This window comes from Streptomyces sp. NWU339 (assembly GCF_003143855.1).
Lineage (GTDB): Bacteria > Actinomycetota > Actinomycetes > Streptomycetales > Streptomycetaceae > Streptomyces.
This window is the reverse complement of sequence record NZ_QFRK01000071.1, coordinates 21161-35390: the sequence shown is the minus strand read 5'-3', so window position 1 is coordinate 35390 and position 14230 is coordinate 21161. Positions and strand designations below refer to the sequence as shown.

General features: G+C 70.6%; 14 protein-coding genes and 1 pseudogene. 9 read left to right on the top strand and 6 right to left on the bottom strand.

Features of this window, described 5'->3' with window-relative positions; translation table 11 throughout:
• Positions 1 to 540: 540 nt before the first annotated feature.
• Positions 541 to 906, top strand: coding sequence for a peptidoglycan-binding protein (locus tag DIZ27_RS40065; protein WP_146229080.1), 366 nt, complete (start codon positions 541 to 543; stop codon positions 904 to 906).
• Positions 907 to 1396: 490 nt separating this feature from the next.
• On the opposite strand, the gene DIZ27_RS40060 is transcribed toward DIZ27_RS40065, so the two are convergent.
• Together DIZ27_RS40060 and DIZ27_RS40055 are read right to left on the bottom strand one after the other, a co-directional pair.
• Positions 1397 to 2194: an MMPL family transporter gene (locus DIZ27_RS40060; protein ID WP_258308788.1), complete on the bottom strand. Its 798-nt coding sequence runs from the start codon at positions 2192 to 2194 to the stop codon at positions 1397 to 1399.
• A 26-nt stretch (positions 2195 to 2220) separates the two neighbouring features.
• Positions 2221 to 2679 carry a DUF6223 family protein gene (locus DIZ27_RS40055; protein ID WP_109383269.1) on the bottom strand — a complete coding sequence of 153 codons (459 nt, stop codon included), beginning with the start codon at positions 2677 to 2679 and terminating at the stop codon, positions 2221 to 2223.
• A gap of 227 nt (positions 2680 to 2906) precedes the next feature.
• Here DIZ27_RS40055 and DIZ27_RS40050 point away from each other — a divergent pair, with 227 nt between their 5' ends.
• From DIZ27_RS40050 to purB, 8 genes and pseudogenes are all read left to right on the top strand, one after another.
• Entirely contained in the window at positions 2907 to 4034 is a 1128-nt protein-coding gene (locus tag DIZ27_RS40050; RefSeq protein WP_109383268.1) for a sensor histidine kinase, read from the top strand.
• A complete protein-coding gene (locus DIZ27_RS40045) occupies positions 4031 to 4693 on the top strand; it encodes a response regulator transcription factor (protein ID WP_109383267.1) in 663 nt (220 codons plus the stop codon). Before DIZ27_RS40050 ends, DIZ27_RS40045 begins: the two co-directional genes overlap by 4 nt.
• 348 nt (positions 4694 to 5041) lie before the next feature.
• Positions 5042 to 5461 (top strand): GNAT family N-acetyltransferase, encoded by a 420-nt coding sequence (locus tag DIZ27_RS40040; RefSeq protein WP_109383266.1) that lies wholly within the window; start codon positions 5042 to 5044, stop codon positions 5459 to 5461.
• A 55-nt stretch (positions 5462 to 5516) separates the two neighbouring features.
• Positions 5517 to 5759, top strand: a pseudogene (locus tag DIZ27_RS40035) (GNAT family N-acetyltransferase); the annotation flags it as partial.
• A gap of 202 nt (positions 5760 to 5961) precedes the next feature.
• Complete coding sequence (locus DIZ27_RS40030) at positions 5962 to 7386, top strand: hemolysin family protein (RefSeq protein WP_109383264.1); 1425 nt, start codon at positions 5962 to 5964, stop codon at positions 7384 to 7386.
• Positions 7383 to 8396, top strand: a complete 1014-nt coding sequence (locus tag DIZ27_RS40025; protein ID WP_109383263.1) for a hemolysin family protein — start codon at positions 7383 to 7385, stop codon at positions 8394 to 8396. The genes DIZ27_RS40030 and DIZ27_RS40025 overlap by 4 nt, the downstream gene beginning before the upstream one ends.
• Positions 8397 to 8495: 99 nt before the next feature.
• Entirely contained in the window at positions 8496 to 9272 is a 777-nt protein-coding gene (locus DIZ27_RS40020; RefSeq protein WP_109383262.1) for an SGNH/GDSL hydrolase family protein, read from the top strand.
• 144 nt (positions 9273 to 9416) lie between these two features.
• A complete protein-coding gene (gene purB / locus DIZ27_RS40015) occupies positions 9417 to 10859 on the top strand; it encodes an adenylosuccinate lyase (RefSeq protein ID WP_109383261.1) in 1443 nt (480 codons plus the stop codon).
• A gap of 97 nt (positions 10860 to 10956) precedes the next feature.
• Here purB and DIZ27_RS46625 read toward each other — a convergent pair whose 3' ends face one another.
• From DIZ27_RS46625 to DIZ27_RS40005, 4 genes are all read right to left on the bottom strand, one after another.
• Positions 10957 to 11085, bottom strand: coding sequence for a putative transporter small subunit (locus DIZ27_RS46625; RefSeq protein WP_258308787.1), 129 nt, complete (start codon positions 11083 to 11085; stop codon positions 10957 to 10959).
• Positions 11086 to 11115: 30 nt separating this feature from the next.
• Positions 11116 to 12858 (bottom strand): sodium:solute symporter family protein, encoded by a 1743-nt coding sequence (locus DIZ27_RS40010; RefSeq protein ID WP_109383273.1) that lies wholly within the window; start codon positions 12856 to 12858, stop codon positions 11116 to 11118.
• 464 nt (positions 12859 to 13322) lie between these two features.
• On the bottom strand, positions 13323 to 13451 hold the full coding sequence (locus DIZ27_RS48000) for a hypothetical protein (protein ID WP_258308789.1): 129 nt from the start codon (positions 13449 to 13451) through the stop codon (positions 13323 to 13325).
• A gap of 55 nt (positions 13452 to 13506) precedes the next feature.
• Positions 13507 to 14229, bottom strand: a complete 723-nt coding sequence (locus DIZ27_RS40005) for an ABC transporter permease subunit (protein ID WP_109383260.1) — start codon at positions 14227 to 14229, stop codon at positions 13507 to 13509.
• Between the last annotated feature and the right edge of the window lies 1 nt (position 14230).

Sequence of the window (14230 nt, the reverse complement as noted above, 5' to 3'; positions counted from 1 at the left end):
GGGTCAGCTCACCGAGATGACCCGGGGCAAATTGCCCCGCGGCCACCGTGAACACGCGGGAGACGGTCATCAGACCAGGCGGCAGGGCACAATGGCGTACAGGCAACGGAGCTCCACAGGCAGCAGACAGTCTTGGCGGACTACCTGCTTCAACGGGGCTCCGTTGCTCACGTTCCCCTCTGGTACCCGAGTCACGTCAAGCGGCTTGCCACCAGCGCAAATCCGTTAACTACCCGGCCTTGGGCCTTGACCCCTGATCCTGGACACACCTTCTCGACCAATGCCCGGACCAGTCCCGACCGACCTGTTCACCACGATCCGCGAGGCACTGCGCCTGCGCTGGACGCGCCTGCCGGGAGGGCGTCGCCACCGCTCCCCCGCCCCTGCCGCCGCTCGAGAACGTGCCGTCCGGCCGGCGGCGCACTCTCCGTGCGTGCGGGTCGTGACTCGCGGTCGTTGCTGAGTGTGGGCATGATGAGGGTGTATATCGCCCCCGGACGCCGGGCCTCGTCAGCAAATGACCGGACCGGAAGGAACGGCATGAGACAGCGCAGATTGCTCCCCCTGGGGGCGGGGCTGTGCACAGCCGCAGCACTGGGCCTGGTGGCACCGCATTCCGCCCTGGCCTCCCCCGACCGCTGTTCCTACACGTCATCGACGTATCGGCCCACGCTTACGCACGGTGACACCGGTGCGGCGGTCAAGCAGGCGCAGTGCCTGAGCAACATGTGGGGAGGTCAGCCGCCCAAGCTGGCCCTCGACGGGGCGTTCGGCTCAGCCATGCTGAGGAAGCTCAAGTGGATCCAGGGCTGCCACGGCCTGCCGCAGAACGGTGTCGTCGAGGGCCGCACCTGGCAGGTGCTGTACCACCCGGCTCTGGACTGCTACGACCCGTACCCCGCCTGAGCAGGCCACCAGTCGGAGCACATTCACCCAAGCACCCTGCCATGCAGCCGCATGTGCCGGACCCGCGGCACCGCCGCTGAGGAGAAACCCGGGAGAAGACCTTCTCCCGGAGCCCGGGGCCTCCCCCATGGATGGGGTGCCGCGACTCCGTGGTGCGGCCAGTGGTGGCCACGCCGCGGCGGGCGGCGTCGGCGTACGAGTGGTTGAACAGGCCGCGGACCCTCTCCCCAGGACCGGCAGCACGAACCCGGCGTCGGGTGCCCGCGGAAGCTGCCGCCTCGCTGTCCGCGTCCCGGCAGCTGCGCGGCCACTGCCGCCGGTCATGCCGGACCCGCGTGCGGGCCCTTCCACGCACCCCACGCCGGGGCCTCGCCCAAGCCGGCCGGGATTGCCTGCATTGCAACTTGAGGAGGGGTCAGGCTTCGGCCTCTTCCCCGACGCCTGCGAGTGCGGTCGAGGTCGTCTTCGGTGTCCGGCGTCCGGGCATCCATCAGTTGGCCTTGCCGCGCGGTTCCATCACCGCGGGCATCAAGACCATCCGCACGATGGTGGCGTCGATGAGCACGGCGACGGCCATGCCCAAACCTCCCTGCTTGACGGCGACATCGGGGCCGAGCAGGGAGGTGGTGAAGACGGCGATCATGATGGCCAGGAGGGCGGTCACGATCGGCAGGCCCATGGCCACCAGTGACCCGAAGGCGATGAACAAGATCACTGCTGCTGCCAGGATGCCCACGCTTTCAGCCGGATCCTGCGGGGGTGTCTCGGCCTTTTCCGCCATGTACCCGCCGAGCGCAAGCGTGACGCTGTCGTCGGAGGCGTCCTTGACCAGGTCCACCAGGGGCTTGACCTCGGTCTTCTCCACCTCCTTGTCGCTCAGCGGGATGGTCGTGCGGGTGATACGACGATCCTCCGTCACCAGGTTCTTGTCCTGATACGGCGAAGTCACCGGTCCGGTGACAGGTGAGCCAGCAAGGTCGGCGATGACCTTCTCGATCTTCTGCTTGGCGGCAGGATCGTCGATCCCCTTGTCGGCCTTGATCGCGAGGGCCAGTCCGTCCCCTTGCTCCTCGGGGAAGTGCTTCTCCATCAGCTGCTGCGCCCTGGCCGACTGCGAGTCTCCTCCGGAGAAGTCGTTGTCAGGGGCGGCGCCGTAGCCGAAGCCGACGAACGCCACGGCGATCACACCGACGATCCAGATCAGGAGGACCATGCGGCGGCGCCGGAAACAGAAGCGGCCCAGCACCGCCAGGGTCCCGCCCGTGGGGGCGGTTTCGGTTGCCGTCACCGTCCCCTCAAGCCCCTGTCCCTCTCTCACTCGAACGTGCGCTGGTGGTCGGGGCGGTCAGCCGGTCGTCCGGTGCGGCGGGAGCGGGCCAGGGCCAGTCGGCTGAGGACCGCGGCGACCAGCCCCAGCACCAGGGCCAGGGCGCCACCGAGCACTCCGTTGCCGGTACCGGGACCGCCGTCGGCGACGGCCAGATTCACCGCGCCGATGACCATGCCGATCAGCCCCGCCACCAGGGACACGATGGCCCCCCTCTTCCCGTTGCCGTGGCCGATACGGCCGGCGGAGCGGGCCAGGGCCAGCCCGCCGATGATCACGCCCGCCAGCGCCACCAGTGCGGCCACGGAGCCCACGAGTCGCCCGGTGGTCAGGGAGGCACCGGCGGCGACCGACTGGGCCGAGGTGTGCGCGGCCGCCGGTGCGGCAAGCCCGAACCCCCCGAGCAGTGCGCCTGCGGCGCCGGCAAGCACGTAACGGACGAACATGAGGTGCTCCTTCTCCTCGTACGACTCCTGCTGCTGGACGTCGCTCGATCCTGTCCGCCCGACCCACCGCCGGTCGTCCCGCGGACGGACTCACTTTGCGCTGCCGCCGATGGCGCACCCGGCTACCGCGGACGCTGCAGGAGCCGCGCAGGTACCGCGGGCGCGGTAGAGGGCCGCTCGTCCGCGAGCGGGACTCGCCCGCGCAGGCATCCGGCTAGGGTGCGCCCATGGGCAGACGACGGTTCGGTCTCCCGGCCGGTGTCGGGGACTGGGTGATCGCCGTGGGCGTGGCGGCGTTGATGCTGGGCACCGGATGGTCCGGGGCGCACCCTGGCACGGGACCCGACCTGCTCGGCCACGCGCTGCTGGCGGGCGGCGGCCTGGCGCTGGCCGCGCGCCGCCGGACTCCGGTTGTCGTCCTGGCCGTCACCGGGCTGTGCGCGGTCGGTTACCAGGCGGCCGGGTTCGACGTGCTTGCCGTCGCGTACCTGGTCGCGGTGTACGGCGCGGTGCGGGCCGGGCACCGCGCCCTCGCGGTGACGGCGTCCGTGACCCTGCTGGTGGCTCTCCAGCTCACGGCACTGGCCGTCCACGACGGGCCCGTGGGCAAGGCGTTGGTGCAGGCCCGCGGCACCCTGGAGATCGCCTGGCTCATCGCCGCCTTTGCCGCGGGGGAGGCGCTGCGGCAGGCCGAGCAGCGGGCGGACGAGGCCGAGCGCACCCGGGAGGAGACCGCGCGGCGCCGCGCCGACGAGGAGCGGCTGCACATCGCGCGGGAACTGCACGATGCGCTCACCCACCAGATCTCGGTCATCAAGGTGCAGTCCGAGGTCGCCGTCCACGTGGCCCGAAGACGCGGTGAGAAGGTGCCGGAGGCCCTGCTGGCCATCCAGGAGGCCGGACGTGAGGCGAGCCGTGAACTGCGCGCGACCTTGTCGGTACTGCGCGACGACGACACGACCCCGCCGCGAGGGCTCGGCCACATACCGGAGTTGGTGGAGCGGGCCGGCGGGACCGGTCTGAAGGCGACGCTGACGATCGAAGGGCAGCGGCACGACGTCCCGGTCGCGGTGGGCCGGACCGCCTACCGGATCGTTCAGGAGTCGCTGACCAACATCGTCCGGCACGCCGCCGCCGCCACGGCGTCGGTCCGGATCGACTACCGGCCCGGCTCCCTCGCGCTACGCATCGACGACGACGGCAAGGCCACGCCGGGCACCGCCCCGGTGCCCGGCGTCGGGCTGCTCGGCATGCGTGAACGCGTCACCGCCCTCGGCGGCCTGCTGCGCGCCGAACCGCGCGACGAGGGAGGCTTCACCGTCCAGGCCGAGCTCCCCGTGGACCGGACGTCATGATCCGCATCCTGCTGGTCGACGACCAGCCACTCATCCGCAGCGGATTCCGCGCCCTCCTCGACCTCGAGGACGACATCGAGGTGGTGGCCGAGGCCGCCGACGGCAAGGAGGGCCTGGAGCTCGCCAGGGAACACCTGCCCGACGTCGCGCTCGTCGACATCCAGATGCCCGTCGTCGACGGTATCGAGGCGACACGGCGCATCGCCGCGGACCCGGCCCTGGCCCAGGTGCATGTCGTCATCCTGACCAACTACGGCCTGGACGAGTACGTCTTCGACGCGCTGCGCGCCGGCGCCGCCGGATTCCTCGTCAAGGACATCGTCCCGGACGACCTCCTGCACGCCGTCCGCGTGGCCGCACGCGGCGATGCCCTGCTCGCACCCTCGATCACCCGCAAGCTGATCGACAGGTACGTCTCCCAGCCGCTCAACGCCGGTGTCGAGACAGGGCTGGAAGGGCTGACCAGCCGCGAACGCGAGGCCGTCGCCCTCGTCGCGCGGGGCCTGTCCAACGACCAGATCGCCGACCGCATGGTGATCAGTCCGATGACCGTGAAAACCCACATCAACCGGGCCATGGCCAAGCTCCACGCCCGTGACCGCGCCCAGCTCGTGGTCCTCGCCTACGAATCCGGACTGGTCGCCCCACGCAACTCCTGACACCCACGGGCCGCTGCCGCCGGCCTGCTCCGGCGTGGCCGTCGGTCAGGAACCGGCGAACAACAAGCCTCGCTCGGCTCCTGCAGCCACCCTGGGTCTGCGGGTGAGCGTTGAGCGAACAGCCTGCCCGGCACCGCCACCGCAGATACCGTCGAGCAGTTGTCGCGGGTTGGCGTTCTTGATCGGGAAGCCACTGGCTCCGGTGTCGAGAGCACCGATGACGTACTCGTCCGGCGGGCCCGCGGCTCGCGGCTCGCGGAAACCCTGGGACCCAGCTCGCCCCCCACTCGATTCCCCGGCAGCGAAAACCGTTCGCCAGACAGGCAAGCGCACTGCTTGGCTCACCCCATGAGCGATCTTCACATCCGCCCCGCCACCCTCCCGGACATCGACACCGTGCTGCGGTTCTGGCGCGACGCCGCGGAAGGAACGAGCATCAGCGACGACCACGACGGAGTGGCCCGACTCATCACACGAGACCCCGAAGCCCTGCTCCTCGCCGAGCGCGACGGCGTCCTCACGGGAACCGTGATAGCCGGCTTCGACGGATGGCGCTGCTCCGCCTACCGGCTGGCCGTACACCCCGACCACCGCCGGCAGGGCATCGCCACCGCCCTGCTGGAAGCCGCCGAACAACGCTTCGCCACCCTCGGCGGGCGACGCGTCGACGCCATGGTCCTGGAAGCCAACGAACAGGCCCACCACACCTGGGCCGCGGCCGGCTACCACCGCGAGGACCACTGGCGACGCTGGGTCAAGCCGCTGTAAGCACGGGCAGGACTCCACGGACGTTTGTGAGCAGCCAGGATCCGACGGCCGGAGCTGCCATCCGTACCGGATCGCGGTGCACCCGGACCACCGCGGGCAGGGCATCGGGTCCGCGCTGCCGGCCGCCGCCGAGGAACGGATCACGCGGCTCGGCGGGCGCCGCGCGGACGCGGTGGTGCTGCGGCGCGACGAGACCGCCCACCGCGCGTGGGACGCCGCCGGACACGCACCGGAGGAACACCGGCGGTGCCGGGGCAAACCTCTCCGGGAGGACGGCCGGAGGCAGGGGCCGGCGTGACGGCGGACGTCGGGTGACCCCGCGGGACACCTTTGCTGACCCTTTACGCTAGGAGGGTCACTCGGTCATCCATGAAAGGTTGTGTGCGTCCGCCCATGGGCGAGCCTCCCAGTAGTACGCGACATCGCGGTCCCCGACAGAGCCGTACGCGACGTCGCGCGGTGGTTCACTTCCCGCCCGGCCACAGGACGGGGGCGGCCCGATGACAGAAGTGCTCCTTCTCCTGGTCGCGATCCTGCTCTCCCTCGCCTGCGGCGCGTTCGTCGCGGCCGAGTTCTCCCTCACCACGGTCGAGCGGGCGGAGCTGGAGCGGGCGGTCGAACGCGGCGAGCGGGGCGCCGTCGGCGCGCTCAAGGCCGTACGGAACCTGACCTTCCAGCTCTCCGGGGCGCAGCTCGGCATCACGGTCACCAACCTGGTGGTCGGCATGCTCTCCGAACCGTCGATCGCCGCACTGATCTCCGGCCCCCTGAGGGACATCGGTGTCTCCGCCTCGGTGGCGAGTTCCCTGGCACTGGTGATCGGCACGGCTCTGTCGACCGTCTTCCTGATGGTGGTCGGCGAACTGGTGCCCAAGAACTGGGCGATCTCCTCGCCGCTGGCCGTCGCCAAGAACGTGGGCAACGCACAGCGCTGGTTCAGCGCCGCCTTCCGCCCCTTCATCACGCACCTCAACAACACGGCCAACCGCATCGTGCGCCGCTTCGGTGTGGAACCCGCCGAGGAGCTGGCGTCCGCGCGCGGTCCCCAGGAGCTGGTGGCTCTCGCCCGGCACTCCGCCAAGCAGGGTGCTCTGGAGGCCGACACCGCGGAGCTGTTCGTCCGCACCCTGAACCTCGCCGACCTCAGCGCGGAGAACGTGATGACCCCCCGCGTGCAGGTCGTCGCGCTGGAGGTCCAGGCGACCTGCGAGGACGTGGCGAACGCGACCCGGGCGACCGGGCTGTCCCGGTTCCCGGTGTACCGCGGCACCCTCGACTCGGTGGTCGGGACCGCGCACATCAAGGACGTGCTGACGGTGCCGGCCGAGCGCCGGGCCCGGGTCCCCGTGTCGGAGATGATGCGCGAACCGCTGCTGGTCCCGGAGTCGCTCACCGTCGACCGGCTGCTGGACCGGCTCTCCGAGGGGCGCACCATGGCCGTGGTGATCGACGAGTACGGCGGTACGGCGGGCGTGGCCACGCTGGAGGACATCGTCGAGGAGGTCGTCGGCGAGGTCCGCGACGAGCACGATCCGCACGAGACGCCCGACCTGGCCCGGACCGGTACGGACGAGGAGGGCCACGCCCTGTTCTCGGCCGACGGCTCCGCGCGCGTGGACCAGCTCGCGCGGGTCGGCCTGCGCGCGCCGGACGGCCCGTACGAAACCCTGGCCGGGCTGGTGGCCACCGAGCTGGGCCGGATCCCCGCCGTCGGCGACACCCTCGAGGTCGTCGGCTGGCGGATGGAGGTCCTGGACGCGAGCGGCCGCCGCGCGGCGCGCGTCCTGCTGCACGCGCCACTCGTCGGCCCGCGCCCGCCGGACGGGAGGGCGGACGCCGAGGACGCCGAGGACGGCGAGAAGACCAGCAGCAAGCCGGACGGCAGGACGAACGGCGAGGCGCGCGAGAAGGGGGCACGGCGATGACGGTCGTACAGCTGCTGATCGGTCTGGCGACGCTGGTCGTCAACGCCTTCTTCGTGGGCGCCGAGTTCGCGCTGATCTCGGTGCGCCGCAGCCAGATCGAGCCGTACGCCGAACAGGGCGAGCGGCGCGCCAGGAGCGTGCTGTGGGGCCTCGAGCACGTGTCCGCGCTGATGGCGGCGGCACAGCTCGGCATCACGCTGTGCACCCTGGTCCTCGGCGTGGTCGCCGAGCCCGCCATCGCACATCTGCTGGAGCCGGTGTTCCACGCGGTGGGCATGCCCCCGGGCGCGGGCCACGCGGTGTCCTTCGTGATCGCTCTGGCGCTCGCGACGTATCTGCACATGCTGCTCGGCGAGATGGTGCCGAAGAACATCGCGCTCGCGGAGCCCGTGCGCAGTGCGCTGGTGCTGGGCCCGCCGCTGGTGGCACTGTCCCGGGGGCTGCGCCCGGTGATCTTCACGATCAACGCCTTCGCCAACACGCTGCTGAGGCTGCTGCGGGTCGAGGTGCGCGGCGAGGTCGTGGCGTCCTTCTCCGACGCGGAGCTGGCGCAGATGGTGAAGGACTCCGGCGAGGCGGGCCTGATCGACGACCGTGCGCAGGAGCGTCTGAACGACGCGCTGGAGCTGGGCCGCCGGCCGGTGCGGGACGTGGCGCTGCCGCTGGAGAGCGTGGTCTACGCACGCGTGGGCGTCACCCCGGAGGGGCTGGAGGAGCTGTCGGCGCAGTCCGGGTACTCCCGTTTCCCGGTGGTGGACGAGGGGCGGCGGATCGTCGGCTACCTGCACGTGAAGGACGCCCTGGACGCCTCACCGCGCGACATGCCGTTCCTGCTGCGGGACATGCGCCCCATCGCCCGGGTGCGGGAGAACACGACGATGGACGACGTCCTCACCGCCATGCGGGGCAGTCGTACGCATCTGGCGGCCGTCCTCGGGGCGGACGGGCGGCTGGCCGGGCTGGTGACGATGGAGGACGTACTGCAGGAGCTGTTCGGGCAGCGGGCCTGAGCGGGAGGAGCCGGGCGGACCGTCCCGACGGACCGTGCGGAACGGGACGGGACGCCGACCGACCGGCGGGTATGTGCACGGGATATCATCTCTGTCGCCATGCAGACGAACCCCACTCACACCAGCCTGGTCGCGGTCGGCGACTCCTTCACCGAGGGCATGTCGGACCTGCTGCCCGACGGCACGTACCGGGGCTGGGCCGATGTCCTCGCCGCGCGGATGGCGGCCGTCACCCCCGGGTTCCGGTACGCCAACCTCGCGGTGCGCGGCAAGCTGATCCGGCAGATCGTCGAGGAACAGGTGGACACCGCGGCGGCCATGCGGGCCGACGTGGTCACCCTGGTCGGCGGGCTCAACGACACCTTGCGGCCCAAGTGCGACATGGGCCTGGTACGGGATCTGCTGACCGAGGCGGTGGAGCGGCTGGCCCCGCACTGCGGGCAGCTGGTACTGATGCGCAGCCCGGCCCGCCAGGGGCCCGTGCAGGAGCGTTTCCGGCCCCGCATGGAGGCGCTGTTCGCCTGCGTCGACGAGCTCGCCGAACGGCACGGCGCCCTGGTCGTCGACCTGTACGGGGCGCCCTCGCTCGGCGATCCGCGGCTGTGGGACGTGGACCGGCTGCACCTGACCGCCGACGGGCACCGCCGGGTCGCCGAGGCGGTGTGGCAGACGCTGGGGTATCCGCCCGAGGACCCCGAGTGGCAGCTGCCCCCGGAGGCCACGCTGCCGCCGAGCTGGCCGGCGCGCCGGGTGGCGGACGCCCGGTTCGCACGGCAGCACCTGCTCCCGTGGATCGGCCGCCGCCTCACCGGCCGCTCCTCGGGCGACGGCCTGCCGCCGAAGCGCCCCGAACTGCTGCCGTACTCCGGCCGGTGACACCGAGGGCGCCGAAGGGCTGAGGGCGGCGGGGCATCGGGGGGGTATCGGGGGTGCTCACCGTTCCCCGTGGTTCGCCTCGTAGCTTCCTCCGAATCACCCCATGGCGCTGGCCTGCACGAATCGCCAGTAGACTCCGTACACGTGACTGCTGCGCCCGCCAAGCCCCGTATCCCGAACGTTCTCGCCGGACGTTATGCCTCCGCCGAGCTCGCCACGCTCTGGTCGCCCGAGCAGAAGGTGAGGCTGGAGCGGCAGCTCTGGCTCGCCGTGCTGCGGGCCCAGAAGGACCTCGGCATCGAGGTGCCGGACGCGGCGATCGCCGACTACGAGCGTGTCCTCGACCAGGTCGACCTGGACTCCGTCGCCGAGCGCGAGAAGGTCACCCGGCATGACGTGAAGGCACGGATCGAGGAGTTCAACGACCTCGCCGGGCACGAGCACGTGCACAAGGGGATGACCTCCCGCGACCTGACCGAGAACGTCGAGCAGTTGCAGATCCGGCTCTCGCTGGAGCTGATGCGCGACCGTACGGTGGCGGTGCTGGCCCGGCTCGGCAGGCTGGCCGGTGAGTACAGCGAGCTGGTCATGGCCGGCCGCTCGCACAACGTGGCGGCGCAGGCCACCACCCTCGGCAAGCGGTTCGCCACCGCCGCCGACGAGCTCCTCGTCGCGTACGACCGGCTGGAGGAGCTGCTGGGCCGTTACCCGCTGCGGGGCATCAAGGGCCCTGTCGGTACGGCACAGGACATGCTGGACCTGCTGGGCGGCGACGCGGCGAAGCTCGAGGAGCTGGAGCGGCGGACCGCCGGTCACCTGGGTTTCGCGGAGGCGTTCACCTCGGTCGGCCAGGTCTACCCGCGGTCGCTGGACTACGAGGTGGTGACCGCGCTGGTGCAGCTGGCGGCGGCGCCGTCGTCACTGGCGAAGACGATCCGGCTGATGGCCGGGCACGAGCTGGTCACCGAGGGGTTCAAGCCGGGCCAGGTCGGTTCGTCCGCCATGCCGCACAAGATGAACACCCGCTCCTGCGAGCGCGTCAACGGCCTGATGGTGATCCTGCGCGGCTACGCCTCGATGACCGGGGAGCTGGCGGGAGACCAGTGGAACGAGGGCGACGTGTCCTGCTCGGTGGTGCGCCGGGTGGCGCTCCCCGACGCGTTCTTCGCGCTCGACGGTCTGCTGGAGACGTTCCTGACGGTGCTCGACGAGTTCGGTGCGTTCCCGGCGGTCGTCGCCCGGGAGCTGGACCGCTACCTGCCGTTCCTGGCCACCACCAAGGTGCTGATGGGTGCGGTGCGCGCGGGTGTCGGCCGTGAGGTCGCGCACGAGGCGATCAAGGAGAACGCCGTGGCGACGGCCCTCGCGATGCGTGAGCAGGGCGCCGAGCGCAACGACCTGCTGGACAAGCTCGCGGCCGACGAGCGCCTCCCGCTCGGCCGGTCCGAACTCGACGCGCTGATGGCGGACAAGCTGTCCTTCACGGGCGCCGCGAGTGCCCAGGTCGCCGCCGTCGTCGGCCGTGTCGACGACATCGTCAAGCAGCACCCGGAGGCCGCCGGTTACGCCCCGGGGGCGATCCTCTGACCCGCCCGGCCCAGGACTGAGGGCCCGGAATGCGCGAGCCGCGTCCTTCGGCACCCCGTCGGGGTGCCGAAGGACGCGGCTCGCGCACGACCAGGGGTCAGATCATGTCCCGGCCGTTGCGGCGGGCGTCGGCCCACTCGCGGAAGAACCCACGGCTGATCACGAACAGGATGACGGCCACGATGACGGGCCACATCAGGACGTAGACGCTCAGGGCGGCGGTCACTGTGCCTCCTCTCGACTTGCTCGGTGTGACTTACTTGGTGGGTGCGACGGGCTCGGGCTCACGTCCGCCCGGTGTTCCCGAGGGGGCCGGCGCCGGGCTCGGGACACCAGGCGTCTCACCGTTCCCGTCGGCGGTCGCCGCGGCGCCCCCGTCGTCGAAGTTGCCGGTGCGTTCCGCGATGACGGAGAAGTCGAAGCTCTCCCCCTGGCGCGCGGACATGGCCCAGCAGATGACGGTGCTCACCGAGTAGGCGACGAGCGAACCGCACAGCGTCGCGTACTCGTGCAGGGATCCGATCGCGAACGGCGCGGAGACCAGTACGGCCAGCGCACCGACGATCTTCCCTGCCTTGACGCCCAGGAAGCCGAACACCATCAGGCCGAGCACGACACCGATGCCGAGGACGGCCAGCACGTCCACGACGATGCCGAAGGCACCGTCCACGGGGATCCAGCTGAAGCGCACGGGCAGGAACACCGCGAGCGCCGCGAGCACCGAGGTGGTGAACGCCTTGCTGGTGACCTTCTCCCAGTAGAAGCTGGCCAGCACCGGGAAGACGAGCGCGCCCCACAGCGCGCCGACGAAGACGAGCAGATCGAGGATGCTCAGCCGCAGACTGGCGAACGTCACGGCCAGTGCGGTGGCCACCACCATGGTGAGCCGGCCGACCAGCAGCATCGTCTTCGGGTTGGCCTTCCTCTTGGCCGCCACGCCCCGGCCGTAGATGTCGGCCATCGTGATCGACGAGAGGGCGGCGAGGTCGGCGTCGGCGGTGGAGGACAGTGCGCCGACGATCATGATGAAGAAGAGGGCCAGCAGCGCGGGCGGCAGATAGGTTGCGGCCATCTCGGGGATGAGGTTGTTCACGTCGCCGCCGGACGGCTCGAAGCCCAGGTAGAGGGCGAGCACGCCGAGCATGCCGACGCCGATCACCATGCCGCCGTAGCCGATGGTCGCGGTGATGAAGGTGGGCTTGATCAGGCTCTGCTTCACCGCGAACAGGCGCTGGGCGATGGTCTGGTTGCCGATCGCGTAGGCCAGCACCGCGGCGATGTAGGGGGCGCCCTGCCCCATGAAGGCCTCGCTGGAGAAGAAGTTCCCCTGCTGCGGGGTCAGGTTCACCGCGCCGGTCTCGAACGCCGCCGGGAAGCCGGCCGCGAAGAAGATGAACGGAACGATCACGGCGACGGCGCCGAGCATCGCCACGACCTGCACGAAGTCGGTCATGACGGAGGCGCGGAACCCGGACCACAGGGTGTAGAGCAGGACACCCGTCGCGACGCAGAGGACACCCTGGATGAAGTTGAACGGCGACAGGAGTGAGATCAGCACACCGCCGGCGATGAAGTTCGACATCAGGCTGATGAGGCTGCCGACGACGTTGGAGCCCGCGAGCATCAGCTGGCTGGAGCGGCCGTGGCGGGCGTACATGACTTCCGCCAGGGTGTGCGCCCTGGGGGCGACGGAGCGGATGCGCTTGCCGAAGGGGTAGATGAAAAGGATCATCAGGGCGCCCCAGAGCCCGTAGTGGATGGGGCCCGAGATGCCGTAGGTGTAACCCGACGTGGCGGAGGCGTACATCGAGGCCGCCCAGATCCACGTCGCCGTCATGCTGGCGGCCGAGATGCCGAATCCGATGTTGTTACCAGCAGTCATGTACCCGTCGGCGTTCTCTTCCTTCTTGCCGATCCGGGTCGAGATGAGAAAGGTCCCACCGTAGAAGAGGACCAGTAGGCCAACGACAATTACGGCACTGAACTGGGCCGTTTCCATGCCGTCCAACGGACGTACCTCCTTCGTCTCGCGGAGCCGGGCGCCGCCGACGGCACCGAAGGGCTCGCTCGCGGCATGCCGAACGCATCCGCGCGCCGTGGGCGCGGAGCGTGCTCCATCCCCGCCACCCGACGCGTCATCGCGTGAGCCGGGGGAGCTCACAAAACTGCGGACCCCTTTGGGCCCGCAAACCAACCGCAGGGCGGCAACTGCCACTGGCGGCAGCGATCTTCGGTCGCACCGAGATACGCGGCTGGCCGCCCTCAAGCCCTGCCAGGCAGACAGCAGATGTTTACACTTCAATACTCATTCTGTCCACCTTCGCAGCGATCACATCCCCCTCTTTGCAGCTCTTTCTTTACAAGTCGCAACTGCGACGGGTCACCGGATTCCTCGCCGTATGCCTGGTATGTGACGCGGGTTACGCGATCGACCCGTACGTCAGGGCGGGGGCTTCTCCGTGATCACCAACGGCAGTTGGGCCTCGGGCTCCCGCACGGGCCTGCGAAGTCGCCGTCCGACGGGCCGTGCTCCGCGGGGAAGGGGCGGAAGCACAGCTCGTCGATGACGGCGATGTGCTGTGCGACGCTCATGGATCCAGTGGTCCCGTCACCAACGGCACTTGGCGGCGCGTCAGCCTTCTGCCCGTCAGGCGTCCCGGCGCCGCAGGCTCCACGCCCCCGCCAGCAGGGCGGCCGCGGTCCACAGCGCGGTCACCGCGAGCCCCGACCAAGGGCCCAGCGGCCCCTCGTGGTTCTGCTGGAAGACCAGCTGTCCGGCCCGGTCGGGCAGGAAGTCGACGACGGGACCGGCCGCGTCGCCGATCACGAAGGACACGACGACGATGAACGGGATCAGCACGGACAGCGTGGCCACCCCGCTGCGCAGCAGGGTCGTGAGGCCCGCGGCGAACAGGGCCATCAGCATGAGGTAGACACCGCAGCCCACGACCCCGCGCACCTGTTCGCCCCCGGTGAGACCGTCCGCCAGGGAGCCCAGTCCCGCGCGTGCCGCGAGGAGCGCGGCGAGGGCGGTCAGCAGCCCGGCGACGAGCGCCGGTACGGCGTTCGCCACCACCTTGGCGGCGAACCAGCGGCCGCGCTGCGGAACCGCCGCCAGCGAGACGCGCAGGGCGCCGTTCTGGAACTCCGCCGACACGGCCATGGTTCCGAAGGAGATCACGGCGATCTGGCCCGGCATGACGCCGGACAGGGAGATGTACAGCGGGTCGAAGTCGTCCGGCATCTCCGAGATGCCGGCGAGCGCGGAGAACGCCGTGGTCACGGCGAACAGTGCCAGGAGGGCCCCGGGGAGCGAGCGGAGCGTGCGGATCTTCAGCCACTCGGACCGGAGTACGGGTGCGAACTGCATG